27 protein-coding genes are annotated in these 24,486 nt (G+C 66.1%); 7 read left to right on the forward strand and 20 right to left on the reverse strand.

Annotated features, from left to right (window positions below; genetic code table 11):
- Positions 1-3: 3 nt before the first annotated feature.
- Positions 4-1,071, reverse strand: a complete 1,068-nt coding sequence (locus AC1DEZ_RS04045) for a mandelate racemase/muconate lactonizing enzyme family protein (protein WP_476778730.1) — start codon at positions 1,069-1,071, stop codon at positions 4-6.
- A 123-nt stretch (positions 1,072-1,194) separates the two neighbouring features.
- Between AC1DEZ_RS04045 and AC1DEZ_RS04050 the strand changes: the two genes are divergently transcribed.
- The 4 genes from AC1DEZ_RS04050 to AC1DEZ_RS04065 all read left to right on the forward strand — a co-directional run bounded on the left by AC1DEZ_RS04050 (position 1,195) and on the right by AC1DEZ_RS04065 (position 4,640).
- Positions 1,195-1,689: a tripartite tricarboxylate transporter TctB family protein gene (locus AC1DEZ_RS04050; protein ID WP_476778731.1), complete on the forward strand. Its 495-nt coding sequence runs from the start codon at positions 1,195-1,197 to the stop codon at positions 1,687-1,689.
- On the forward strand, positions 1,686-3,185 hold the full coding sequence (locus tag AC1DEZ_RS04055) for a tripartite tricarboxylate transporter permease (RefSeq protein ID WP_476778732.1): 1,500 nt from the start codon (positions 1,686-1,688) through the stop codon (positions 3,183-3,185). Before AC1DEZ_RS04050 ends, AC1DEZ_RS04055 begins: the two co-directional genes overlap by 4 nt.
- Positions 3,186-3,319: 134 nt before the next feature.
- Positions 3,320-3,949 carry a protocatechuate 3,4-dioxygenase subunit alpha gene (gene pcaG, locus AC1DEZ_RS04060; RefSeq protein ID WP_476778733.1) on the forward strand — a complete coding sequence of 210 codons (630 nt, stop codon included), beginning with the start codon at positions 3,320-3,322 and terminating at the stop codon, positions 3,947-3,949.
- Positions 3,950-3,968: 19 nt separating this feature from the next.
- Entirely contained in the window at positions 3,969-4,640 is a 672-nt protein-coding gene (locus tag AC1DEZ_RS04065) for a dioxygenase family protein (RefSeq protein WP_476778734.1), read from the forward strand.
- Between the two features lie 157 nt (positions 4,641-4,797).
- On the opposite strand, the gene AC1DEZ_RS04070 is transcribed toward AC1DEZ_RS04065, so the two are convergent.
- From AC1DEZ_RS04070 to AC1DEZ_RS04080, 3 genes are all read right to left on the reverse strand, one after another.
- On the reverse strand, positions 4,798-6,591 hold the full coding sequence (locus AC1DEZ_RS04070; protein WP_476778735.1) for an ABC transporter ATP-binding protein: 1,794 nt from the start codon (positions 6,589-6,591) through the stop codon (positions 4,798-4,800).
- Between the two features lie 317 nt (positions 6,592-6,908).
- On the reverse strand, positions 6,909-7,082 hold the full coding sequence (locus tag AC1DEZ_RS04075; RefSeq protein ID WP_476778736.1) for a hypothetical protein: 174 nt from the start codon (positions 7,080-7,082) through the stop codon (positions 6,909-6,911).
- Positions 7,083-7,092: 10 nt separating this feature from the next.
- On the reverse strand, positions 7,093-7,506 hold the full coding sequence (locus AC1DEZ_RS04080; RefSeq protein ID WP_476778737.1) for a rhodanese-like domain-containing protein: 414 nt from the start codon (positions 7,504-7,506) through the stop codon (positions 7,093-7,095).
- A gap of 133 nt (positions 7,507-7,639) precedes the next feature.
- On the opposite strand from AC1DEZ_RS04080, the gene AC1DEZ_RS04085 reads away from it, so the two are divergent.
- Positions 7,640-8,332, forward strand: a complete 693-nt coding sequence (locus AC1DEZ_RS04085; RefSeq protein ID WP_441512821.1) for a DUF599 domain-containing protein — start codon at positions 7,640-7,642, stop codon at positions 8,330-8,332.
- A complete protein-coding gene (locus AC1DEZ_RS04090; protein WP_476778738.1) occupies positions 8,329-8,598 on the forward strand; it encodes a DUF3253 domain-containing protein in 270 nt (89 codons plus the stop codon). The genes AC1DEZ_RS04085 and AC1DEZ_RS04090 overlap by 4 nt, the downstream gene beginning before the upstream one ends.
- Before the next feature lie 2 nt (positions 8,599-8,600).
- Here the strand turns inward: AC1DEZ_RS04090 and AC1DEZ_RS04095 are convergent, their stop codons facing one another.
- From AC1DEZ_RS04095 to crcB, 9 genes are all read right to left on the reverse strand, one after another.
- Positions 8,601-9,389, reverse strand: a complete 789-nt coding sequence (locus AC1DEZ_RS04095) for a YdcF family protein (RefSeq protein ID WP_476778739.1) — start codon at positions 9,387-9,389, stop codon at positions 8,601-8,603.
- Positions 9,390-9,526: 137 nt separating this feature from the next.
- On the reverse strand, positions 9,527-10,030 hold the full coding sequence (locus tag AC1DEZ_RS04100; RefSeq protein WP_476778740.1) for a lysozyme inhibitor LprI family protein: 504 nt from the start codon (positions 10,028-10,030) through the stop codon (positions 9,527-9,529).
- Between the two features lie 51 nt (positions 10,031-10,081).
- The gene (locus AC1DEZ_RS04105) at positions 10,082-10,702 is read right to left on the reverse strand and encodes a glutathione S-transferase family protein (RefSeq protein ID WP_476778741.1); all 621 of its coding nucleotides are present in this window, start codon (positions 10,700-10,702) and stop codon (positions 10,082-10,084) included.
- 14 nt (positions 10,703-10,716) lie between these two features.
- On the reverse strand, positions 10,717-12,717 hold the full coding sequence (locus tag AC1DEZ_RS04110) for an acetyl-CoA carboxylase biotin carboxylase subunit (RefSeq protein ID WP_476778742.1): 2,001 nt from the start codon (positions 12,715-12,717) through the stop codon (positions 10,717-10,719).
- Between the two features lie 215 nt (positions 12,718-12,932).
- Positions 12,933-13,382: a hypothetical protein gene (locus tag AC1DEZ_RS04115; protein WP_476778743.1), complete on the reverse strand. Its 450-nt coding sequence runs from the start codon at positions 13,380-13,382 to the stop codon at positions 12,933-12,935.
- 466 nt (positions 13,383-13,848) lie between these two features.
- Positions 13,849-14,526 (reverse strand): HAD-IA family hydrolase, encoded by a 678-nt coding sequence (locus tag AC1DEZ_RS04120; RefSeq protein ID WP_476778744.1) that lies wholly within the window; start codon positions 14,524-14,526, stop codon positions 13,849-13,851.
- Between the two features lie 87 nt (positions 14,527-14,613).
- A complete protein-coding gene (locus tag AC1DEZ_RS04125; RefSeq protein ID WP_476778745.1) occupies positions 14,614-15,033 on the reverse strand; it encodes a hypothetical protein in 420 nt (139 codons plus the stop codon).
- Positions 15,034-15,209: 176 nt separating this feature from the next.
- The gene (locus AC1DEZ_RS04130) at positions 15,210-16,484 is read right to left on the reverse strand and encodes an RluA family pseudouridine synthase (protein ID WP_476778777.1); all 1,275 of its coding nucleotides are present in this window, start codon (positions 16,482-16,484) and stop codon (positions 15,210-15,212) included.
- Positions 16,421-16,804, reverse strand: a complete 384-nt coding sequence (gene crcB / locus AC1DEZ_RS04135) for a fluoride efflux transporter CrcB (RefSeq protein WP_476778746.1) — start codon at positions 16,802-16,804, stop codon at positions 16,421-16,423. The genes AC1DEZ_RS04130 and crcB overlap by 64 nt, the downstream gene beginning before the upstream one ends.
- A gap of 164 nt (positions 16,805-16,968) precedes the next feature.
- Between crcB and AC1DEZ_RS04140 the strand changes: the two genes are divergently transcribed.
- On the forward strand, positions 16,969-17,283 hold the full coding sequence (locus AC1DEZ_RS04140) for a hypothetical protein (protein WP_476778747.1): 315 nt from the start codon (positions 16,969-16,971) through the stop codon (positions 17,281-17,283).
- A 39-nt stretch (positions 17,284-17,322) separates the two neighbouring features.
- Here AC1DEZ_RS04140 and AC1DEZ_RS04145 read toward each other — a convergent pair whose 3' ends face one another.
- From AC1DEZ_RS04145 to AC1DEZ_RS04175, 7 genes are all read right to left on the reverse strand, one after another.
- Positions 17,323-18,633, reverse strand: a complete 1,311-nt coding sequence (locus AC1DEZ_RS04145) for a replication-associated recombination protein A (protein WP_476778748.1) — start codon at positions 18,631-18,633, stop codon at positions 17,323-17,325.
- On the reverse strand, positions 18,630-20,069 hold the full coding sequence (locus AC1DEZ_RS04150; RefSeq protein WP_441512833.1) for a DegQ family serine endoprotease: 1,440 nt from the start codon (positions 20,067-20,069) through the stop codon (positions 18,630-18,632). Before AC1DEZ_RS04150 ends, AC1DEZ_RS04145 begins: the two co-directional genes overlap by 4 nt.
- Before the next feature lie 252 nt (positions 20,070-20,321).
- On the reverse strand, positions 20,322-20,738 hold the full coding sequence (rplQ, locus tag AC1DEZ_RS04155; protein WP_476778749.1) for a 50S ribosomal protein L17: 417 nt from the start codon (positions 20,736-20,738) through the stop codon (positions 20,322-20,324).
- A gap of 114 nt (positions 20,739-20,852) precedes the next feature.
- Positions 20,853-21,869, reverse strand: coding sequence for a DNA-directed RNA polymerase subunit alpha (locus AC1DEZ_RS04160; protein WP_441512835.1), 1,017 nt, complete (start codon positions 21,867-21,869; stop codon positions 20,853-20,855).
- Positions 21,870-21,960: 91 nt separating this feature from the next.
- Positions 21,961-22,350, reverse strand: a complete 390-nt coding sequence (gene rpsK, locus AC1DEZ_RS04165) for a 30S ribosomal protein S11 (RefSeq protein WP_043237079.1) — start codon at positions 22,348-22,350, stop codon at positions 21,961-21,963.
- A 115-nt stretch (positions 22,351-22,465) separates the two neighbouring features.
- Positions 22,466-22,834: a 30S ribosomal protein S13 gene (rpsM, locus tag AC1DEZ_RS04170; protein ID WP_112581136.1), complete on the reverse strand. Its 369-nt coding sequence runs from the start codon at positions 22,832-22,834 to the stop codon at positions 22,466-22,468.
- 381 nt (positions 22,835-23,215) lie between these two features.
- The gene (locus AC1DEZ_RS04175; RefSeq protein ID WP_476778750.1) at positions 23,216-24,415 is read right to left on the reverse strand and encodes an ABC transporter substrate-binding protein; all 1,200 of its coding nucleotides are present in this window, start codon (positions 24,413-24,415) and stop codon (positions 23,216-23,218) included.
- Positions 24,416-24,486 lie beyond the last annotated feature (71 nt).

Consider the following 24,486-nt stretch of genomic DNA (forward strand, 5'->3'; position numbering starts at 1 on the left):
GCTTCACCCGTTGAACACGAGCCCCGTCCCGACACCATCCGGCACGGCGACTGTCCCCGCCTCCAGCTTCAGCCCCGAGAAAAGGTCGTTGTCCAGCAACGCCATCTCGGAGAATTCGTGCGGAAAGCGCGGAGGCGGCAGGCTCGCCGCGAGATGCAGCGTATGGGCATGAACGATGCTCGAGCCGAACACCGCGCCGAAGCGGAAGTCGACATTCGCGGCGCGGCAGATCGCGATCGCCTGTGCGGTGCGGCTCGGGCCACCATGGTTGAGAATGCGCAGATTGATCGACGCCACATGGCCGGCCTCGACGATCCTCAGGATCGACTGCAGATCCTGGGCGCTCTCATCAGCCTCGACGGGAATGTCGAGCGCAGAGGCCACCGCGATCAGGCTCCTGAAATCACGGGCCGAGGTGGGCTGCTCAACCAGTTCAAGGCCGAAGCGAGCCATGGCGTTGATGGTGCGCACCGCCAGCTTGGGTGGGTAGGACTCGTTGGCATCGATCATCAGCTCGATATCCTGCCCGACCGCCGAGCGCACATCGCGGACGCGTGCGATATCGAGTTCCGGCTCGCCGGAAACCTTGACCTTCAGGTGCCTGAAGCCGGCCTCCACCAACTCCACGGCAACCTCGGCCATGCGCTGCGGCGATTTCAGGGGAATGATCCGCGTATTGGCGAAGCGCTCCTGCCGCTTGCCGCCATACAGGTCGTGCAAGGGCACGCGGAGCGCACGGGCACGCAGGTCGAGCAAAGCGCACTCGATTCCGGCCTTTACCGGCAGCGCGCCATGCAGCCGTCGATCCAGCCCGTCCATGATGGCACCAATCGCGGTCTCGTCCTGTCCGACCAGGCCCTCGCAGAGATGATCGAAGCTCGCCTTCACCACGGCGACGGGCTCCGTCCATGGCGGCATCGCGCGGATGTAGCCATGGCCCTCCACGCCCCGCGCGTCCGTTATGACGATGGCAAAGCCCCGTATCCCCGCGAGCGGCCCCTGCGCAAAGCGCCATTCGGGATCCGTCAGCCGCTGGTCGATCGCGACCGTCCTGATTGTCTCAATGGGCATCTGGCCTCCCGAACGTTCCGCACGACGCATATGCCATCGAGTGGCTTGCCTGCCTAGCAATAGTATATAAAACTAGTCTATAGGCACAATGAGAGCAGGCGCCTTTTCCCGGAGCGAAAGGTCATGCAAGAGCAGAACGAAGTCTCCCCGCAGAGCTTGGCAGAGGCCAGCCCGGAGGCGGCGAGCTCGGGGAGCGATCTCGCGGCTGGGCTGATGCTGGGCCTATTGGGGCTCGCGGCGCTCTTCATCGGTCGGGACTATCCGGCCGGGAGCTCGCTCGACATGGGCCCCGGCTATATTCCGCGGGCCATCGCCGCGGGTTTGCTGGTCACAGGGCTCCTGCTCATTATCAAGGGAGCAGGATGGCGCCCGCGGGGATGGCCAGCCTTCCCGTTGCGCGCTGCGAGCGGTGTCTGCCTGGCGATTCTTCTGTTCGGGCTGCTGGTGGAGCGCGCCGGCCTGTTTGTCGCCTGCCTCGCTTGCGTCCTGGCGGCTGCACTCGGTGATCCGCAGGCGCGCTGGCGGGAGGTGCCAGTCGTCGCGGTGATCTTCGCAGGCGTTGCCGCTTTGCTCTTCGGTTACGTTCTCAGGCTCTCGGTTCAGGTCTGGCCGCTGTGAGCGATATCCTTTCCTCTATCGCCGGCGGGCTGGCCGTCGCGGCAACCCCGATCAATCTCTGGTACTGCTTTCTCGGCGCGCTGATCGGAACCTTGATAGGCGTCCTGCCCGGCCTGGGGCCGATCGCCACCATGGCGATGCTGTTGCCGCTGACCTATTATCTCGAGCCGACCGGCGCTCTGATCATGCTGGCCGGCATCTATTACGGCGCGCAATATGGCGGCTCCACCACGGCCATCCTGATGCGGTTGCCGGGGGAATCGTCGTCCGTGGTCACCTGCCTCGATGGCTACGAGATGGCGCGCCGAGGCCGGGCGGCCACGGCTCTGGCCACCGCCGCGCTCTCTTCCTTCCTGGCGGGGACGATCACGACGCTGCTGATCGCCTTCTTCAGCCCCGCCCTGACGACCGCTGCGCAGCGCTTCGGCCCGGCCGAATATTTCTGCCTGATGGTTCTCGGCCTGATCGCAGCCATCGTGTTCGCGCAAGGGTCGCTGCTGAAATCGATCGGGATGATCCTGCTCGGGTTGCTGCTCGGATCGGTCGGAGCCGACGTCAACACCGGCCTTGACCGCTTCACCTTCGGCGTTGGCGAGTTGCGGGACGGCATCGGCATCGCGGCGCTGTCCATGGGTGTCTTCGGCATTGCCGAGGTCGTGCTCAATCTGGCGCGGCCGCAGGAAGAAGGCGGGCGCACCCAGCCCGTCTCCGCATTGCGCCTCACCGCGGAGGATTGGCGCCGAACCTGGCCTGCCGCCCTGCGGGGCACGGGTATCGGCGCGGTGCTCGGCATCCTACCGGGCGGCAGCGCGATGCTGGCATCCTTCGCGGCCTATTCGGCGGAGAAGAAACTGTCGTCGTCGCCCGCGCAATTCGGCCAGGGGGCGATCGAGGGAGTGGCAGGCCCCGAGGCTGCCAATAATGCGGGCGCGCAGGCTTCGTTCATCCCGATGCTGGCGCTCGGGATCCCCAGCAATTCGGTCATGGCGATGATGGCCGGTGCCATGCTGATTCACGGTATCGCACCGAGTCCGAATCTGTCCTCAGCGCAACCCGCGTTGTTCTGGGGCTTGATAGCGTCGATGTGGGTCGGCAACCTCATGCTGCTCGTCATCAACCTGCCGCTCATCGGCCTATGGGTTCGCTTGTTGCAGGTGCCATACCGCCTGCTGTTTCCGGCGATCCTGCTGTTCTGCTGTATCGGCATCTACTCGGTGAACAGCAGCCCCTTCGAAGTCGCCATGCTGGCCGCTTTCGGCTTGGCCGGCATCGTGCTCACCCTCCTGGATTGCCCCCTCGCGCCGCTGGTGCTCGCCTTCATCCTGGGGCCCGCCATGGAGGAAAACCTGCGGCGCGCGATGCTCATATCCGGGGGAGAGGTTCAGATCTTCGCGAGCCCGATCTGCGTTGGTCTGCTTGTGGCGACCGCCGCATTGCTGGTGATGATTCTCGTTCCGTCGTTCAGGCGCACGCGATCGAGAATGGTCGACGCGTAACGAAGTGCCCATGCAAGGAGCGGAAACGCCAGCCGGTCAATCCGTCCTCCCGAACAGCAGCAGGCTGGTTTGGAGGCTGTGGATCATCGCTCGGAAGGTGGAGGGCCGCTTTCGCCCAAATTGGAGACAACGACATGACTAGCCCGTCTCTCTCCGCCAATCGTCTGGCGCCTCTCGCAGAGGACACGGTTGGCCCCTACTATCCCTATTCCTTTGTCGACGACGACCGGAGCGACCTGACGCAGCTCCATCACGGGCTCAGCGTTGGGCCGCAGGGCAAGCCGATCATCCTGCGGGGACGCCTTCTCGATTGCGAGGGACAGCCGGTCGACGACGCGCTGCTGGAATTCTGGCAAGCGAACGCGGCCGGAATTCTGCGGATGCCCGACGTGCTGGACCACCCTCTGCTCGACCCGTATTTCGACGGGTATGGCCGGCTAGTGACGACCCTGGAACCGTTCAGCTTCAAGACCATCAAGCCTGGCGCGATGGTCGCAGGAAATGGCATGGGCGCACGCGCGCCTCACATCACGCTGACGATCTTCTCCGACGGGATCACCCGGCTGGTCACACAGATCTTCTTCGACGACGAGCCCGAAGCGAACGCTCGCGACCCCCTGCTGGAAAGCCTCCCGGCGGAGCGGCGCGACCGACTCGTCGCCAGACTGACGGCCACACCGAATGACGGTCCCGCGATCTACGAGATCGCGATCGTGATGCGCGGTGCGGACGAGACCCCATTCTTCGACGACCTTTCGAGCTGACGAGCGGCGGAGCAAGCTCATGATCATGAACCGAGGACGCCTGATGCTGCCCGGACCGACCGACGGGGCGGCGGAACGGCGCGTGCCGATCGAACGCCTGCATCTCATTCCCCAGGCGGCGCGCCGGAGCTTCGTTCCGTGGGTCACCGATCTGCCGGGCCTCAAGATCGGCGAGAACGATCTGAGCCGCATCGCGCCCGGCCGCCCGCAGGCCGAAGGCGAGGTCATCGAGATTTCAGGCCATGTCTTCGACGAGTTTGGACGCCCCGTCCGCAACACGCTGGTCGAGATCTGGAACGCCAACAGATGGGGTCGCTACACCCATGTGAAGGATCCCGTCCGAGAACGCCTCGATCCGAACTTCCTCGGCTTCGGCCGAACGATGACGGACGATCAGGGACGCTACCGCTTCCGCACGATTCGGCCCGGCTCCTATCTGGCGCGCCCTGATATCGACCGCTGGCGGCCGTCCCATGTCCATGTCTCGGTCCGTGGCGGCTCGGCCCGCCTGATCGCGCAAATGTATTTCGAAGGCGACCCCCACCTCGCCCGCGACCCGATGTTCATTCTGCTTGGTGAAGCGCAACCGCGGCATTTCGGACAGGCCGCCGGGAAGGGCGTCGATGGCGAGGCTCTGTATCGATGGGACATCGTGATCGGTGGCCGCAACACCAGCTACTTCGAGAACTGACCGTGCGGCAGATAGCGGCCTGGCCCGGCCGCAGCAGTGTCAACCGAGCTCGTGCCCGCTCGGTTGACACTGGTTTCCACGTCTTGAACGCGACACTCGCCAGCGAAGACGTGATGGTCGGGCAAGCCCGACCATGACGCCAGGGAACCGGCGGCGGCTACACCGCCAGCCCCTTCGCCAATTCGCTGACCTGCTTTTCGAACAGCGCGCGATAGGCGCCGTCCTGACGGGTCAGCAGAGTCTCGTGCGGCCCCTCCTCGACCACCCGGCCGCGATCGAAGACCAGGATGCGGTCCATGGCCCGCACAGTCGAGAGACGGTGCGCGATCACGATCGTGGTGCGGCCTTCCATCAGGCGCTCGATCGCCTGCTGGATCAGCGCCTCCGATTCCGAATCGAGGCTGGAGGTCGCCTCGTCCAGGATCAGGATCGGCGCATCGGCCAGGAAGGCGCGGGCCAGCGCGACGCGCTGGCGCTCGCCGCCCGAGAGCTTGATGCCGCGCTCGCCGACGAGCGTGGCGTAGCCCTTGGGCAGGCGCATGATGAAGTCATGCGCGTTGGCGAGCCGCGCCGCCTGCTCGATCTGGGCTTGGCTGGCGCCGGGCCGTCCATAGGCGATGTTCTCCGCCAGCGAGCGGTGGAACAGTACCGGCTCCTGCTGCACGATCGCGATCTGCCGGCGCAGGCTGTCCTGCGTGACATCGGCGATGTCCTGCCCGTCGATCGCGATGCGGCCCGCAGTGACGTCGTAGAGCCGCTGCACCAGCTTGACGAAGGTCGTCTTGCCGGAGCCGGAACGCCCGACGAGGCCGACCTTCTCGCCGCCACGGATGGTCAGCGAGAAGTCGCGGTAGAGCGGATCGTGATGGCCTCCATAGTGGAAGGTCACGTCCTCGAAGGCGATCTCACCCGCCGTCACACCCATCTCCACCGCGCCTTTCCGGTCCGGCACGCCATAGGGAAGATCGTGCATCCAGACGAGCTCCTCCATGTCGTTGACCGAACGCTGCAGGTTGTGGACGTGCTGCCCGACGTCGCGCAAATAGCCATGCACCACCGCATAGGCCGTCAGCACGAAAGCTACATCGCCCGCGCTCGCCTGCCCGTTCAGCCAGAGCCAGATCACGAGGCCGATCACCGCAGCCCGCAGGAACAGCAGCACGATGAGCTGCCCGGTGCCGGACCAGGTGCCGCGCACCCAGGCGCGCTCCGTCCGGCGGCTCCATTTCGCCATCACGGCGGCGAGGCGATAATCCTCGCGCGCCTCCGCCCCATAGGCCTTTACCACCGGGTTGCAGGTGATGGCGTCCGCTAGCGCACCGCCAAGGCGGGTGTCCCAGGCATTGCCCAGCCGCGCTGCCGGTGCGACGAAGCGCAGCGAGAGCCCGAGCGTCAACCCGATATAGGCCAATGCTCCCAGCGCCACGACAAGCCCCATCACCGGCCAGTGCCAGGCCAGCAGTGCCGTCATGCCGAGCAGGATGACGAGCGACGGCAGGAGCGCGATCAGGACGGTGTCGCTGAGCAGGTCGAGCGCCCACATGCCGCGCGTGATCTTGCGGACAGTTGAGCCGGCAAAGTTATTGGCGTGCCAGTCGGTCGAGAAGCGCTGCAGGCGCGCGAACGCCTCCTGCGCCACGTCGCGCATCGTGCGCAGCGTCATGGTGGTGATGCCGATATAGGCGAAGTGCCGCCCGAACACAGTGACGGCGGCGAGCACCATCATCGCCCCCAAGGCCCACAGCGCCGCATCGGCAGCGTCGACGCCTGTCGCCACCGCATCGACGAGACGGCCGGCATAGACCGGCGTGAACAGCTCGGCGAGCGTAGCGACCACGGTGACGCCCGCGACCCAGGCGACCTGCCCGGGCTGACGCGCCCAATGACGGAAAGTGAAGCCGAGAACGGCCCGGAACGGCTCCCGCCGCCCGGTTTGATTATCAAGAGACATAGCGTCATTCGGCACCGAGGCGGCACCGACTCCGGATCAGGCGGAGACGACGACGCGCGCCGACTCCGGCAATGAAAGAAAATAGTCTGGAAAAGGCTCAGGAGACCGCCGGTTGGCGGGCCTCGTGCAAGACCGACCTAGTGTTTAGGTGGTCGCATGGGAGTGACAGCGGTGGTGACGATTACCATTCAGCCCTCCCTTTCTTGACTTGGAGCCAGATAGCCAAGATGCCTGATCTGTAGGCATGGCGCAAGCCGCCCTCCCATGCGCCGGCCGCACGGGGCACCCTCGCCCATTTCAAAACGGGCGACGGGCCGTCACCAGAACAGCGCGAGGAGCCGGGCTGCGATCACCAGAAGAAAAGCGGCGATGATCGTCGCCAGCACCTGCTGGCGCTTGCCGCGATTCGGAAATTGTCGCGCGAGCAGCTTTCCGAGCGGCTTGCGGAAGATAAAAGCCGCAACCAGCAGAACGATGACGATATGGGACAAGGCTCGAGACTCAGCCCTTCCGGTCGGCGGCGGAGGTCTCGACCGGCGCACCCGCCTTTTTCCAGGCCGAGAAACCGCCGGCGACATGGGCGACCGGCTTCAGCCCCATCTCCTGCGCCGTCTTTGCCGCCAGCGCCGAACGCCAGCCGCCACCGCAGAAGAAGACGAAGCGCTTGTCTTCCTGGAAGACCGGCTTGGCATAGGGGCTTTCCGGGTCGATCCAGAATTCGAGCATGCCGCGCGGGCAATGGAAGGCACCGGGCATGCGCCCTTCCCGCTCCAGCTCGCGTGGATCGCGCAGATCGACGAAGACCACGTCGTCGCGGCCGTGGAGTGCCTGCGCCGCCTCGATCGACAACGTCTCGACGTTGCTCTCAGCTTCTGCGACCAGGGCCTTGTAGCCCTTCGTGATGGTCTGCGGCATCGCTGCGCCCTCCCGATTCCGCGCGCACCGTGGCGGCTTGCCGCCGCAGCGTCAATGCCGTGTCTCTTGTCGTCAGCGCGGCCTCGGCACAAGCTGCTTGCCTGTTTGGCAAGTGAAGTGGCAGAGCGATGGCATGCTCGGTTTCAGCAATCTGGACGTGATCGCCCTGGCGTTCTTCGCCGCCTCCTGGGTCGGCTATCACTATGCCGTCGAACTCGGCCCGCACGCGGGCAAGACCCTGAATATGCGGATGAACCTGCGCCGCGCCCGCTGGATCAACGAATCAATGGCGCGCGACAATCGCATTGTCGACACCCAGGTCATGAACGGCCTGCAAAACGGCACGGCCTTCTTCGCCTCGACCTCGCTGATCGCGATCGGCGGCACGCTCGCCCTGCTGCAGTCGACCGACCGTGTCGTCGCAATCTTTTCCGATCTCCCCTTCGTGCCGGTCACGCTGCGCGCGGTCTGGGAGATGAAGGTGATTGGGCTTGCCGGCGTCTTCGGCTACGCTTTCTTCAAATTCGCCTGGAGCTACCGGCTGTTCAACTACTGCGTCATCCTGCTCGGCGCCCTGCCGCCAAAGGACGAACCCAACGCGGTCGCGAAGGCTCATGCCGTGCATGAGGCGATCGAAATGAACATCGCTGCTGGCCGCCACTTCAACCGCGGCCAGCGCGCCTTCTTCTTCGCGCTCGCCTATCTCGGCTGGTTCCTTGGGCCGGTCACCTTCCTGGCCTTCACCGGCGCCGTGCTCGTGGCGATGTATCGCCGCCAGTTCGCCTCCGACGCCGCCCGCGTCTTCAACTATCCGAGCCAGCAATGACCATCGAAGCAGAGGCGATCGAGCGGGCGATTCTTTCGCTGCTGGCGCAGCAGGGGCCGGGACGGACGGTCTCCCCCATGGACGTGGCCCGCGCCCTCGGCAGCGATCACCCCGACGATTGGGGACCGCTCATGCAGCCGGTGCGCCGCGCCGCGGTGAAGCTGATGAAGGAAGGCCTGCTCGTCATCACACGCAAGGGGCGGCCGGTCGACCCCGACGATTTCCGCGGCGTCTACAGGCTGACGCTCCCCGCCGACGACATCTGAGTTCACGGCGCCGGAAAGAGCGCGTCGGTATAGCCCGCCAGCCGATAGGCGACGAGCCCGACCCATTCCTTGAAGCCGTTATCGGAAATCTCCAGAGCCCTGTGCGCACGGCTATAGGGCCGGATGAAGTCGTCGGGCTCGCCCTTGGTCCAGTAGTCGACCGGAAAGGCCTCGACCGGAAAGTTCGCGCTCCGGAAAACGCCCATCGCGCGCGGCATATGCCAGGCTGACGTCACCAGAAGCCAGCGCTCGCCCGGCTTCGGATCGACGAGACGGCGCGTGAAAGACGCATTTTCGCGGGTATTGCGCGACTTATCCTCGAGAATGAGCCGCTTTGGATCGAGTCCGAGGCCCTCGAACAGCAATTTGGCCCCGTCCGCTTCCGTCGTTGTCGCTTCCGATAGCAGGTTGGCTGAGCCGCCCGTGAAAACCACCTTGGCCTCGGGATGAAGCCTGGCGAGTTCCACCGCCTTGGTCATGCGCGCACCCGCTGAATTCAGCACCGCATCGCCCCGCGCCACACCGACTGCGCCGCCGAGGACGACGATGCCGGTCACCGGCCCCTTCGCCGCCTGCTGCTGCGGGAAGCGGTCCTCCAGCGGCCGGACGATGATCCGCGACAGCGGGCTGAAAGCCATCAGCCCGAGCGCAACCACCGACAGGAGCCCGAGCCACCGCGCCGGACGGGCAAAACGGGTGAAGGCGAGCAGTGCCGAAACGCCCGCAAGCAGGATGACGAAATTGACCGGCGAGAAGACGAACCAGACCAGTTTGGACAGGACGAAGAACATTGCTGGCTCGCGGCTTCAGGCGGATGGCGGACAACCACCGCCCTCCACCCTATAGTCGCAGGCGGAGGCGGCACTCCAGCGCTTTCGGATCGCCACCATCCGCCGCCCGATGGTCACGACGGCCACAGGCGATCCGCCTAGCGGATGATCTGCGGCGGCGATTGCGGCTGGCGCCCCGCCTGCGGAAGCCCCTTGGCCAGCTCGATGGCGCGCTCGGCGACCTCGCGCAGCTCGCAACCCGCCTGCCGCCCGGCCTGCAGTTCCTCGCGCTGGCTGGCGCCATAGAGCGCGCATTTCTGCGAGACATAACTTTCCCAGGCGAGTTGCACGGCAGCAAGCCGGCTACGCTGGCCCGCATCGAGCGAGCGGCCGCTCACCTGCAACGCGAGCGTCAGACGTTCGCGCCAGACCGCTTCCTCGCGCCGGGCACAGGCCGCTTCGGCTCCGCGGGGATTGCTGCTGGCCGCCCGGACACAGGCGATGGCTACGGTTCCGATACAGGCCGAGGGCGACGCACCATTGTCGCGCAGGCAGCCCGCCAGGGACAACAGGTCGCCGCGCGGCCTCGGCGCGTCCTGCGCCACGGCTGCGCCGGCAGCGCCGAGCGAACATAACAGCAGAGCGGCGCGCAGAGCGTTCATGCAGGGCATCATGACAGGGCTGCGGCGCGGATCAAGCACCGCGGCAACGCCTTACGTGATCGGCAATGGCAGCGCCGCCTGAGCTGCCGGCCGCGCAAAAAGCGCCTCGTACCAGCGCCGCACCACCGGCCGCTCGGCCCGCTCGACAGGCATGTTGAACCAGCGATGCGCGCCACAACCGACGGTAATATCGGCAACGCCGAAGCGCTCGCCTGACAGGAACGGCTTGTCCGTCAACTGCGCCTCGAGGATCGTCATCAGCGCCTCGGCCCGCTTCATGCCCTCGGCGATGACCTTGGGATCGGTATAACCCGGTGCCTTCCGCACCACGCCCCAGAGCACCGGCGCCAGCGCCGGCTGCAGCTCGGACAGCATCCAGTCCATCCAGCGCTCGGCCTCAGCCCGCCGCACCACGTCCGCTTCCCAAATGTCCGCGGCGCCGTAGCGCGCCGCCAGATAGCGCACGATGCTGTTCGACTCCCACAGGTGGAAGTCGCCGTCCTCCAGGACCGGGATCTGGCGATTGGGGTTCATCGCGCGATATTCCGGCGTGTCGAGCCCGCCGAAGGGCCCGCCCACATCGATGCGTTCGAAAGCCTGCCCGACCTCGCCGGCCGCCCAGACGACCTTCTGGACATTGATCGAGCTCAACCGCCCCCAGATCTTCAGCATGTCCCGTCTCTCTCTCAGGCGAATTCCATGATGACGGCATCGACGGCAAGCGAGTCGCCTTCCTTCGCCAGGATCTTGGCGATGGTGACGTCCTTCTCGGCGCGCAGCACGTTTTCCATCTTCATCGCCTCGACCATGGCGAGCGGCTCACCCGCCTTGACCTCCTGCCCGACGGCGACCGAAATCGCCTTGACGAGGCCGGGCATCGGGCACAGCAGGAACTTGCCGGTATCGGCCGCAACCTTCTCCGGCATCAGCGCCGCGAGTTCGGCCTCGCGCTGCGTATAGACATGGGCATTGGCATAGGCGCCGGCCTGGCCGAGCGAGACGCCGTTCAGGATCGGTCGGACCTGCGCCGCGACCTTCACCCCGTCGAGCGTGCCGTGCCAGACCGGCTCGCCCGGCACCCAGTCGCTGGCGACGCTGACGCTGCGGCCCGCGAACGCGATGACGACCGCCCCGCCCTGTTCCGTCACCTCGCCCTCGAAACGCTCCGCGCCGAGCTGAACGATGCGCTGCCGGTCGAAGGAGACCTTGCGCCAGCCTTCCATCTGCGCCGAGACGTTGCGCTTACGCTGGTTCAGCTTGTGGTCGCAGGCGATGGCGATCGCGGCCATGCGCTGCGCTGTCTCACCCTTGGGCTCGGGGAGTGAAAAGCCCTCCGGGAATTCCTCGGCGATGAAGCCGGTCGAGAGATTGCCGGCGATCCAGCGCGGATGCTGCATCACCGCGGCGACGAAGGGAATGTTGTGGCGGATGCCGTCGATCGCGAAGGCATCGAGCGCACGCGCCTGCGCCTTGATCGCTGCCTCGCGAGTCGGCGCATGCGTCACCAGCTTGGCGATCATCGGGTCGTAATAGATCGAGATTTCGCCGCCTTCGAACACGCCGGTATCGTTGCGGACGGTCGCCTCGCCGTCCGGCCCTTCAGCCGGCGGCCGGTAGGTGACGAGCCGGCCGGTCGAAGGCAGGAAATTGCGGGTCGGATCCTCGGCGTAGACGCGGCTCTCCACCGCCCAGCCGTCGAGCTTCACATCCTCCTGGCTGATCGCCAGCTTTTCCCCATACGCGACACGGATCATCTGCTCGACGAGGTCGATGCCGGTGACCATCTCCGTCACGGGATGCTCGACCTGGAGGCGCGTGTTCATTTCGAGGAAATAGAACGACTTGTCCTGGCCGGCGACGAATTCGACCGTGCCAGCAGAATCGTAGTGCACGGCCTTGGCCAGCGCGACCGCCTGCTCGCCCATCTTGCGCCGGGTGGCCTCGTCGAGCAGCGGCGACGGCGCCTCCTCCAGCACCTTCTGGTTGCGGCGCTGGATCGAGCATTCGCGCTCGCCGAGATAGATGACGTTGCCGTGCTTGTCGCCAAGAACCTGGATTTCGATATGGCGGGGGTCGACGATGAACTTCTCGACGAAGACGCGGTCATCACCGAAGGAGGACGCGGCTTCCGACTTGGCGCGGGCAAAGCCTTCCGCGACCTCGCCGGCCGAATGGGCGATGCGCATGCCCTTGCCGCCGCCGCCGGCCGAAGCCTTGATCATCACGGGATAGCCGATCTCGTCGGCGATGGTCACGGCATGCTCGGGGTTCTCGATGATGCCGAGGAAGCCGGGAACGGTCGAAACCTTGGCTGCAGCAGCCGCCTTCTTCGATTCGATCTTGTCGCCCATCGCGGCGATGGCGCCGGGATTGGGGCCGATGAAGACGATGCCGTTGTCTTTGAGCGCCCTTGCGAATGCCTCACGCTCGGACAGGAAGCCGTAGCCGGGATGCACGGCCTCGGCGCCGGTCGCCTTGCAGGCGTCGATGATCCTGTCGATCAGCAGATAGGACTGCGCCGCGGGCGCCGCGCCGATATGGACGGCCTCATCGGCCATCTCGACATGCAGCGCGTCGCGGTCGGCATCGGAATAGACGGCGACCGTCTGGATGCCCATGCGCCGCGCCGTCTTGATGACACGGCAGGCGATCTCGCCGCGGTTCGCGATCAGGATTTTCGAGAACATGCGCAGCATTCCCCCGGCTTCAGACCAAACTGCAATAGCCGGGGTGTATGGGACGCCGCAACCGTCGTCCACCGATGCGAAAGTCGGCAATCGCATCGGTCCGACAGGTGGAAGCCTCGTTTCGGCCCGATGCTTTGACAAACAGATAGCTCACCGCACGCCTGGACGAGCGCGTGGTGAGCGATAGGCCAGACCGTTGTGCGCGGATGCGCAGCTCAGTTCGCGAGCAGAGCCCGCGTCGTGTTGCCGGCAGCGACCCGCGCGACCTCCTTGGCTGCGCCCTTGGCGAAGGCGAAGGCAAGCAACGCCTCGTCGCAATGCTCGGCTTCGCGAGCGATCTCGAAGGCGATACGCTGGGCCGTCACCGTCGGTCCCTCGCCGGCCGAGAGGGTCGTCACCAGCCAATGCGCCTTGTCGCGGTCGATCACGCCGGTCGGGCGGTTCTCCCACACGGCGAAGTCGACGACAACAGCCACGAGATAATCCGCATAGGCCTTGCAGCTTTGCGCCACGGCCCGGTCGAGTGCCACCAGGACATCGATGATGTCGCGCGTCACGACGATGTCGTTCAAGATGTTACGCTGAAGCATCTTGACGTCTTTATCGTCGATCGCGCGACGATCCATCACGCGATCGACGAATTCACGAAACTCATGATCCATCATGCTTGAACCCCTGTCCGGCGTTGTTGTGTGCCGGTACGTCCCTGTTGTGGGAACACCATGCACCCGCCTCCCGCATCAGGTGGTTAACGCGCAAATCTGAACGGTTATTCAGGTTAAACAGAACTGAGTCGGTTTGGTTGCGAGGATCTTACTGCTGTGCGCGGAACCGCTCCGGCAGGGCCGCAGCCGGCGATATCGTCGCCGCCCGTTTCAAGCGCCGGGCCTGGCACTCTCCTGGCTTACCGGTGCCCCGCGCGGCCGCCGCCCGGCGAGCGGACGCGCGGTTCCGCAGGGTCGGCGCAGCGGGATGTCCGTCGCGTATCCGCGCAGCTCCGAAAAGCGGCTTCCGCCGTCTGGCCGGATGCGAGATCGCCGTGCGTCCTATCGGACGCAAAATGGCGATCTATCTCTTTGTTTGAGCATCGGATTTCTCCGAAAAGTGGATTCCACTTTTCGGCCCGGTGCTTTAGGCCGAGACGGTCTTCGGCAATCCCAGCGCTCCCGGCAGTTCGGGGAACTCGCCCAGCACATGCCGGGCGCCGAGTGCGACCAGCCGGTCGACCGGCTGGAAGCCCCAGGATACTGCGACGGGCACCACGCCGGCCGCCACCGCCATCTCGATATCGAAGGAGCTGTCACCGACCATCGCCGTGCGCGTGGGTGCGGCGCCGGTCTCCGCCATGGCGCGCTGGATCATCCCGGGATGCGGCTTCGAAGGCGCGTCGTCGGCCGACTGCACCGTGTCGAACAGCCCCTCCCAGCCATGCCGGGCGACGATGAACTCGGCGCCCTTGCGCGACTTGCCGGTGGCGATGCCGAGCTTCAACCCGGTGTGGCGCTTCAGGTCGGCAAGAGTCTCCGCCACTCCCGGAAACAGCGGCTCGTCCAGCGAAGGGTCGCTCTCGGCCTGCTGGCGCATCGCACCGAAGACCTGGCGATAGGTCTCGGTGAGCACATCGTCGGGCTGGTCGAGCCCGGCGAGCCGCGCCATTGCGATATCCAGCGTCAGCCCGACGATGCCGAGCCCGGCCTCGCGGCCCGGATGCACCCGGCCGCAACGCCTGAACGCCTCGTACTGCGCCCCAAGGATGATCGCCTCGGAATTGATCAGGGTGCCATCGAGATCGAAGATGATGAGATCCATGACGGCGCTTTAGCGCAACCGGGCGCCGCAAGCCATTGCAGCACCGTCATGGCATTGTCCCACCGGCTATGCGGCCTCACTTCCGGCTCAGCCCTTTGCCTCCCGCGCGCAGGCATCCACGGCCTTGCGCAGATCGGTTCCGTCCAGCCCCTTTGCCCGCGCCTCCTTGCGGCATTCGGAGCGCTGGGCGAGATCGGGCCGCTTGGCGTTGAAGCAGGCCGTCAATGATGCGACTCGCTCCGATCCCTGCAGATTGCGGCCGTCGACCTCCTCCTTGCAGGCGGCCCGCGCCGCGACCGCCGTCGGCTTGCCGTCGCGGGTGACACCGTCCTGCGCGTAGAGCCGCACACCCGGAAACTTGGCCTGAAGGCACAGGCGCATGGCAGCGCGCAGATCGTCTCCCGAGAGCGCGACATTCTCGGAGAGGCAATCCTGCCGCGCCTTGGCGCGCTCCGCCTGCGGGATAGGCTGGTCAGTGGCAGCAGCAGCCGTGGTAGTCGGGGCCACGGGTTTGGCCGGCGCGGCCGTCTGCGCTTGCGCGACCCCGGCCAGACCGAAAAGGAACGCGGAAACAATCAAAAGCGAACGCATGGGACCCCCTTCCGATGACGAGAACATAATTAGAACAGAATGCGGTTTGTTCCGCAACTGTTCTCTTACGTTTCGTCACCTCGCGGCGCGCCCTATTCGTCCGGCGCTTCAACGATCGGATCGTAGGGCGCGTCGTCGAAGCCGAGCAGATTCCAGCTCTGGCGCATATGCGGCGGTATCGGCGCGCTGACGTCGATCGTGCCCTTGCCGCGCGGGTGCGGCAGCACGATCCGCCGTGCCAGCAGGTGCAGCTTGTTCTGGATGCCGCCGGGCAGCTCCCAGTTCAGGATGTTGAAGTATTTGGGGTCGCCGACGATCGGATGGCCGATATGGGCCGCATGGGCGCGCAGTTGGTGCGTGCGTCCGGTCACCGGCTTCAGCGAGAGCCAGGCCAGCTTCTGCGCCGCCGTCTCCACCACCGCGTAATAGGTCACGGCGTGCATTGCGCCGTCCTCGCCATGCTTGGCGACAGCCATGCGCTGATCGCCGTCATAGGCCTCCTCGCGGGCGAGATAGGTCGAGATCCGGCCCTGGCGAACGCGCGGCACGCCGGCGACGAGCGCCCAGTAGACTTTGCGGGCCGAGCGCGAGCGGAACGTTTTGGCGAGCGTCGCTGCCGCGAAGCGCGACTTGGCGATGACGAGGCAGCCGGCGGTGTCCTTATCGAGGCGGTGGACGAGGCGCGGCTTCTGCCCGTCCTTGCCGGTCAGGGCGGCGAGCATGCCGTCGACATGCCGGGTCGTGCCCGAGCCCCCCTGCACGGCCAAACCTGCCGGCTTGTTGAGGACCATGACGTCGTCGTCCTCATAGAGCGTGATCGAGCGCAGGAAGCCGATCGTATCGGCATCGGCCTTGGCCGAGCGCGGCCGCTCTGCCTGCTGCTCCAGCTTCAACGGCGGGATGCGCACCGTCTGCCCTTCGCTGAGCCGGTCCTTGCTGTCGGCGCGCTTGCCGTCGACGCGCAGCTCGCCCTTCCGGACGATGCGCTGGATATGGCTGAAGGAGAGCTGCGGGAAGCGCGTCTCGAGGAAGCGGTCGATCCGCATCTCGTTTTCGTCAGGCGTCACCACGAGCTGCTGCACGCCGGTCGAGAGCACCTGCGCCGTCTCGGCCTTGACTTCGGCACGCGTCGGCTTGGCGGCGGCGCGGGCCGGGCGCTGAGCCCGCTCCTCGCCCTCGGCCGGCCGGGCGGCGGCGCGGCGCCTTGCGTCATGGCTCGGCCTTTTGCCGCCCGGCGCCTCCGCCGCGCGCGGCTGCCTGCCGCCACGTCCGGGGCCGGTGCCCGGCCCCTTGCCACCTGTCCTCATGACAGCCCCCGCATCACCGCAAGCCCGCCGACCAGCGCCGCGAGCGACACCATCACGGATCCCAAAACATAGACCATCGCCGCCATCGCCTCACCGCGGTCCCAGAGCAGCACCGCATCGAGAGAGAAGGCCGAGAAGGTCGTGAATCCACCGAGCACGCCGGTCGCCAGGAACAGGCGCAATCCGTGAGGCGTCCCCTCGCCCGCCCTGAAGGCGAACCAGCCGACGACCACGCCCATCAGGGCCGAGCCGAGAATATTGATCGCCATGGTCCCGTACGGAAAATCCATGCCGAACCAGCGCGACGAGACAAGGTTCACGCCATGACGCAGCACGCCGCCGATGCCGGCGCCCAGAAAGACGAGTGCGGTGGAAGTCATTCCTGTGAAATAGAGTGCACCGCCGCCGTGCACAAACGAAATCCGCCGCAATTGACTGTGCTTCTGCGGAAGCCTCGCCTCGATGCCGCGAGGCGGCAGAGGCGATGGCGATGAATGGACGGAATTCGGCTGCGGCACCGGCTCACCGGTCGCTGCTGCGGGCAGTGGCTGCGCTCGTCTTCTTCAGCATCGGGGGCACTTTCGCGGCGGCGCAGCAAAGCCCGGCTTCGGACTGGCCGACGGAAAAATGCAACCGCTACAGAAAGGCTTACGAGCAGGCCTTGAATCGCCAGGGCAAGCAAGGGCTGGGCCCTGACTTCCTGGCCGGCCACGATGCTTTCCTCGCCTCGAACTGCCAGAGCCGCGCCGAGGTCTGCGCCCGCAGCAAGGAGGAACTCGAGCTTGCCAACAAGCTGGTGCTGATGGCGATGAACAGCGGCATGTCCGGCACCTTCCTGCCGTTCAACTGCCGAAGCTGAGTTGTCATCGGCCAGCCCATTCCGTCTAGCGGGCGACGATCAGTCCTCGCCGCGCTCCTGGCGCAGCCGCTCCCAGTATTCCAGCCGCTTGCGGATCTCGCGCTCGAAGCCGCGCTCGGGCGGATCGTAGAAGCGCTGGCGGCCGAGCGCGTCGGGCCAGTAGTTCTGGCCTGAAAACGCGTCCGGCTGATCGTGGTCATAGGCGTAGTCGGCGCCGTAGCCCTCCTCGCGCATCAGCTTCGTCGGGGCGTTGAGGATCGTCTTCGGCGGCATCAGCGAACCGCGGTCCTTCGCCACCCGCGTCGCTGCCTTGTAGGCCATATACGCAGCGTTCGATTTCGGCGCCGTCGCCAGATAGATCACGCAGTTGGCGAGCGCGAGTTCGCCTTCCGGCGTGCCGAGCTGCTCATAGGTCTCGGCCGCGGCCCGGGCATGGAGGAGCGCCTGCGGGTCGGCGAGCCCGATATCCTCCACCGCCATGCGCACCAGCCGCCGCGCCAGGAAGCGCGGGTCCTCGCCGGCATCGAGCATGCGAGCAAAATAATACAGCGCGGCATCGGGATCGGAGCCGCGGATCGTCTTATGCAAGGCCGAGATCAGATTGTAGTGGCCGTCCTGCGCTTTGTCGTAGATCGGCGCCCGGCGCTGGATCACCTCCGAAAGGCCGTGCTCGTCAAGAATCTCACTCGGCTTGGCCGCCCGCCAGATCTCCTCGGCCAGCGTCAGCACGGCGCGCCCGTCGCCGTCGGCGAAGCGCGCGAGCGCGAGCCGCGCCTCCGGCGTCAGCGGCAACTCCCTGCCCTCCAGCACCTCGGCCCGGCCGAGCAGGAAGAGCAGCGAACCCTCGTCCAGCGATTTGAAGGTCAGCACCCGCGCCCGCGACAGCAACGCCGCATTCAGCGCGAAGGACGGGTTTTCGGTCGTCGCGCCGATCAGCGTGATCGTGCCGTCTTCCATAACGGGCAGGAAGGCGTCGAGCTGGGCGCGGTTGAAGCGGTGGATCTCGTCGACGAAGAGCAGAGTGCCACGGCCGCCGAGCCGGCGCCCTCGCGCCGCCTCGAACACCTTCCTGAGGTCAGCGACGCCCGAAAAGATCGCGCTGATCTGCTCGAAGCCGAGATCGACGAGGCCGGCGAGCAGCCGCGCCACGGTGGTCTTGCCGGTGCCGGGCGGGCCCCAGAAGATCAGGCTGCCGACCGTGCCGGAGGCGACGAGCCGCGTCAGCGCCCCGTCCGGTCCGGTCAGATGCTCCTGCCCGGCCACCTCTGCAAGCGTCGTCGGCCGCAAGCGGTCGGCGAGCGGGCGCGGGCCGGACTTGTCCAGCCCCGAGGCGGAGAAGAGGTCGCTCACCCCGGGAAGACCGAGGTGATCGTCTGGCCGTTGCGGGTGATCGTGACCTCCCAGGCGCGCTTGCGCTCCTTGAGGGCAGTCTCGATCTCACGCGAATTGGTCATGCGCTCGCCGTTGAGCGCCATGATGATGTCGCCCTTCTGGAAGCCGATATTGGCGGCCGTGCTGCCTTCTTCGATCTCGCTGACGACGACGCCCTCGTTGCCCGTCTCGATCGACAGCTCCTCGGCCAGCGCCGGCGAAAGGTTCGCGACCGTCAACCCCGAAAGCGGCGAGCGGCTCGTCAGCTTCACAGTATCGCGTGGGCGCGTCTCCGGCGCCGCGACGAGCTTGACCGGAATCTCGATCTTCTTTCCGCCGCGGAGCAACATGAGGACGGTCGACCCGCCGATCGGGCGCGTCGCGAAGCGGTAGCCGAAGGCTTCGGGATCGTCGACTGCGAGCCCGTCGACCATGAGAATCACGTCCGAGCGGCGCAGCCCCGCCTGGTCGGCCGGCCCCTTCTCGACGATGCTGGCCACGACCGACCCCGCCGGGCGATCCAATCCGAGGCCATCGGCGACATCGGCGGTCAGGCTCTGCAGGCGCGCCCCGAGCCAGGGGCGGCGCACGGTCTTGGCGCCGGCCTTGGCGCTGTCGACGACGAGGCGCACCATCGCGGACGGAATCGCGAATCCGATGCCGACACTGCCGCCGGAGCGAGAATAGATCGCCGTGTTGATGCCGACGACACGGCCCTTCATGTCGATCAGCGCCCCGCCGGAATTACCGGGATTGATCGCGGCATCCGTCTGGATGAAGGACTGGGCATCGCCCACGCCGATCTGCGTGCGGGCGAGCGCCGAGACGATGCCCTGCGTCACCGTCTGGCCGACACCGAACGGATTGCCCATGGCGAGCACGATATCGCCGACCTGAAGCTCGTCCGTATCCGCGAGTTCGATCGCGGTCAGGTTCTTGGTGTCGGCGACCTTCAGAACGGCGAGATCGGTGCGCGGATCGCGCAGCAGGATCGTGGCCTCGACCTCGCGCTTGTCGGCAAAGGCAACCTTAACCTCGCTCATATTCTCGATGACGTGGTTGTTGGTCACCACGAGGCCGTTGCCGGCATCGACGACCACGCCCGAGCCGAGCGAACGCTGCACCCGCTCCCGCGGCACGCCGAAGCCGCCATCGCCGAAGAAGCGGCGGAAGAAGGGATCGTCCATGAGGGCGTTCTGCGGCCGCTTCTCGACGCGGGCGCCATAGACGTTCACGACGGCGGCCTGCGTGCGCTTCACCAGCGGCGCGAAGGACAAGGTCACCTGCTCGCGCGATTCGGGCACCTGCCGTTGCTGGGCGACAGCTGGCAGCGTCGCGGCGCCGGCCATCAGGACGCTGGCGAGAGCAGCTGCCGCCAAGGCCGGCCTACCTGCAAAGCGATGGGTCATGCTCATCCTCGTCCTGACGGCCCGCATCACCGGGGCATCTGTGCTGCATTCTTCCGGAGCTATACCGCGCGGCGACGCTCCGGTTCCGTACCGACATGTCGTGCAATCGCGCGCCGCCGACAAGAGCCAAACCTGCCTTTCCCGAGAAGCGCCAGGATCGGGGCAGTGTTGCGGCGAAGACGGCTTCGCCGCCAAGGCAGACAAAAAAAGAGGCGGCCCGGAGGCCGCCTCTTCTGTGATTCGCTTGAGCGAGGCCGATCAGGCCGCTTCTTCTTCCGCCGTGAACACCGGGCCGGAATCCTTGCCCTTGGCCTCGACGTCGCGGTCGACGAACTCGATGATCGCCATCGGGGCATTGTCGCCGAAGCGGAAGCCGGCCTTCATGATGCGCAGATAGCCGCCGTTGCGCTCCTTGTAGCGCGGGCCGAGGACCGCGAAGAGCTTGCCGACGAGCTCGACATCCTTGATCTGCGAGATCGCCTGGCGGCGGGCATGCAGGTCGCCGCGCTTGCCCAGCGTGATGAGCTTCTCGACGACCGGACGCAGGTCCTTCGCCTTCGGCAGGGTGGTGGTGATCTGCTCGTGCTTGATCAGGGCCTGGGCCATGTTGGCGAACATCGCCTGGCGATGCTCGGCCGAGCGGTTGAAACGACGACCGCGAAAACCGTGACGCATTGTTTGGCTCCTTCGTTGCTTACGGCCGCCGTGCCACGGAACGGCCGTTCCTTATGCTCCGGCTCGGATGAGCCGGGCGGGATGGCGCGGGATGCCTCCCGCGCCGGTTGAGGCTCAGTAGTGCTCTTCGAAGCGCTTGGCCAGCTCTTCGATGTTCTCCGGCGGCCAGCCCTGGACGTCCATGCCCAGATGCAGGCCCATGGTCGCCAGCACTTCCTTGATCTCGTTCAGCGACTTGCGGCCGAAGTTCGGGGTGCGCAGCATCTCGCCCTCGGACTTCTGGATGAGGTCGCCGATATAGACGATGTTGTCGTTCTTGAGGCAGTTGGCCGAGCGGACCGAGAGTTCGAGCTCGTCCACCTTCTTGAGCAGCGCCGGGTTGAAGGGCAGCTGCGGCGCGGTCGAGACGGCCTCTTCCTTGCGCGGCTCCTCGAAGGTGATGAAGACGGCGAGCTGGTCCTGCAGGATGCGGGCGGCAAGCGCCAACGCGTCCTCGGGCGAAACCGAGCCATTGGTCTCGATCGCCAGCGTCAGCGCGTCCTTGTCGAGGTTCTGGCCCTCGCGGGTGTTCTCGACGCGGTAGGAGACCTTCTTGACCGGCGAATAGAGGCTGTCGACCGGGATCAGGCCGATCGGCGCGTCCTCGGGGCGGTTCTGCTCGGCCGGGACGTAGCCCTTGCCGGTGTTGACCGTGAACTCCATGCGGATCTCGGCCCCATCGTCCAGCGTGCAGAGCACGAGGTCCGGGTTGAGGATCGAGACGTCGCCGATGGTGTTGATGTCGCCGGCGGTGACGGTGCCGGGGCCGGACTTGCGCAGTGTCATGCGCTTCGGGCCCTCGCCCTGCATCTTGACCGCGATGGCCTTGATATTGAGGACGATATCGGTGACGTCCTCGCGAACGCCCGGGATCGAGGAGAACTCGTGCAGCACGCCGTCGATCTGGACGGCGGTGACGGCCGCGCCCTGGAGCGACGACAGGAGCACGCGACGCAGCGCATTGCCGAGCGTCATGCCGAAGCCGCGCTCGAGCGGACGCGCGATCACGGTGGCCAGACGCTTCGGGTCGTCTCCGACCTTGACTTCGAGCTTGTTCGGCTTGGAAAGATCCTGCCAGTTCTTGCTGATCACGACCGCACTCCTGGTGCTGAATTCATCTGGCGGCTTACGCCGCCCCGGACAGGCGCCCGCCCCTGCGGGCGCCTCTTGCAATGGTCAGACGTCAGACGCGACGGCGCTTGCGCGGACGGCAGCCATTGTGCGGGATCGGCGTGACGTCGCGGATCGAGGTCACGGTGAAGCCCGCGGCCTGCAGCGCGCGCAGCGCCGACTCGCGGCCCGAACCCGGACCGGTCACCTCGACCTCGAGGGTGCGCATGCCGTGCTCGGCAGCCTTGCGGGCGGCATCCTCAGCCGCAACCTGCGCGGCATACGGGGTCGACTTGCGCGAGCCCTTGAAACCCATCGTGCCGGCCGACGACCACGAGATCGTGTTGCCCTGCGCGTCGGTGATGGTGATCATGGTGTTGTTGAACGAGGCGTTCACATGCGCGACGCCGGAGACGATGTTCTTGCGTTCGCGACGACGGACGCGCTGGGCTTCCTTGGCCATATCTCTTCTTCCATCCTTCAGGCGCGCCCGTCATGCCAGGCGCTGGGGATGCCGGCGGCCCGTGAGCGGACCGGCCGGCGTATAGACAGCGGGCCGAACAAGCGGCCCGCGGAAATCACTTCTTCTTGCCGGCGATCGGCTTCGCCTTGCCCTTGCGGGTACGGGCGTTGGTGTGTGTGCGCTGGCCGCGAACCGGCAGCGAGCGGCGATGACGCAGGCCGCGATAGCAGCCGAGGTCCATCAGGCGCTTGATGTTCATCGAGACCTCGCGGCGCAGATCGCCCTCGACGAGATAGTCGCGGTCGATCGTCTCGCGGATCTGCAGGACTTCGGCGTCGGTCAGCTGGTTAACGCGGCGCTCGGGCGCGATGCCGACCTTCTCGACGATCTCCTGAGCCTTGGCCGCACCAATGCCGTGGATGTACTGAAGGCCGATGACGACGCGCTTGCCGGTCGGAATGTTAACGCCCGCGATACGAGCCATGGTCTCATCTCCATGTCGGCCGAAGCACCCGATGGCACCCCAGCGGTGGGAAAAATCCCGCGTCCGGTGGAGGCCGGCTCATGCAGGACGTTGAACGGCTCCACGCGATAACGCGACGTCGTCCCCTTTCACAAAGGCAACGGCATCGCTCGCATGAAACCGGATTGCGGCTCGTTAACGGGTTGCCCGTCCCGAGTCAACCGGTGCAACCAAGAAACATGCCAAGACTGTTGGCATCGAGGTTGGACTGGATATTCGCCGTCATGCTCGGGCTTGGCCCGAGCATCTCGTGACGAAGGAGATTCGCAACCCCTCTCCCAGGGGTTTCTCGGGTCTCCGCTTCGCTGCGCCCGAGAATGACCCAGCTTCCGGTGTGCGCCCTTACTTCTTCACCAGATTGCATTTGCTCTCCGAAAGCGGGGCGATGATCTCGGCCGCGGGGATCCTGCGGACGACCTTGAAGTAGTCCCACGGCGCCTTCGAATCGGCCGGCGCCTTCACCTCGACCAGCAGCATGTCGTTCATCAGCCGGCCGTCCTCGCGGACCTTTGCACCGGGCGCGTAGAAGTCGTCGACCGGCAGCTCCTTCATCTTGGCCGCGACTGCGGGGCCTGCGGCCGTGCCCACCGCCTTCACCGCCTTGAGATAGTGCAGCACCGAGGAATAGACGCTCGCCTGGATCATGCCCGGCATCTTCTTGGTCCGCGCCATGTAGCGGTCGGCGAAGGCGCGGCTCGGCTTGTCCGCGTCATGGTAATAGGCGGTCGTCGTGATCAACCCCTTGGCCTTGTCGAGCCCGAGGCCGTGGACGTCGCTGAGCACCACGACCATGGCGGCGAGCTTCTGGCCGCCATCGACCAGGCCGAACTCGCCGGCCTGCTTGATCGAATTGATCGTGTCCGTGCCGGCATTGGCGAAGGCGACGATCTTGGCCTTTGAGGCCTGCGCCTGCAGCAGGAAGGAGGAGAAGTCCGGCGATCCGAGAGGTGCGCGCACCGTGCCCAGCGTCTTGCCGCCATTGGCCGCGACGATCGCCTCGATATCGGCTGTGAGCTGATGGCCGAAGGCGTAGTCGGCGGCAATGATGTACCAGCTGTTGCCGCCCTCGCGCAGGACGGACAGCGCCGTGCCCTTGGCCGAGGTCGCGGTGTCGAAAGTCCACATGAAGCCGGTCGGCGAGCAGTCCTCGTTGAACAGCCTCGTCGTCGCCGGCCCGTTATAGAGCGCGACCTTCTGCCGTTCCTTGGCGATGCCAGCGACGGCGAGCGCTACAGCCGAATTGGTCAGATCCGCGATCGCGGTGACCCCGTCGGCATCGTACCAGCGCCTTGCCAGGCCGGCCGCAATGTCGGGCTTGTTCTGATGATCGGCCGCGACGATCTCGATCGGCTTGCCGAGCACGGAGCCACCGAAGTCCTCGATCGCCAGCTTCGCAGCCTCGACCGAGCCGAGACCGCCGAATTCGGCATAGTTGCCCGACTGGTCGTTGAGGATGCCGATCTTGACCGCATCCTGCGCCCGCGCCGCCGCCGGCATCAGCGCCAGCGTACTCGCGAACAGCAATGCACCCCACCTCGTCATGCGCCTGCTCCCTGTCCTGCACCGGACCGGACTGGAAGGTCGCTTCGCCTCCCGGTCGAAGGTGCTCCACG

Source organism: Allobosea sp. 10L422, assembly GCF_056395345.1.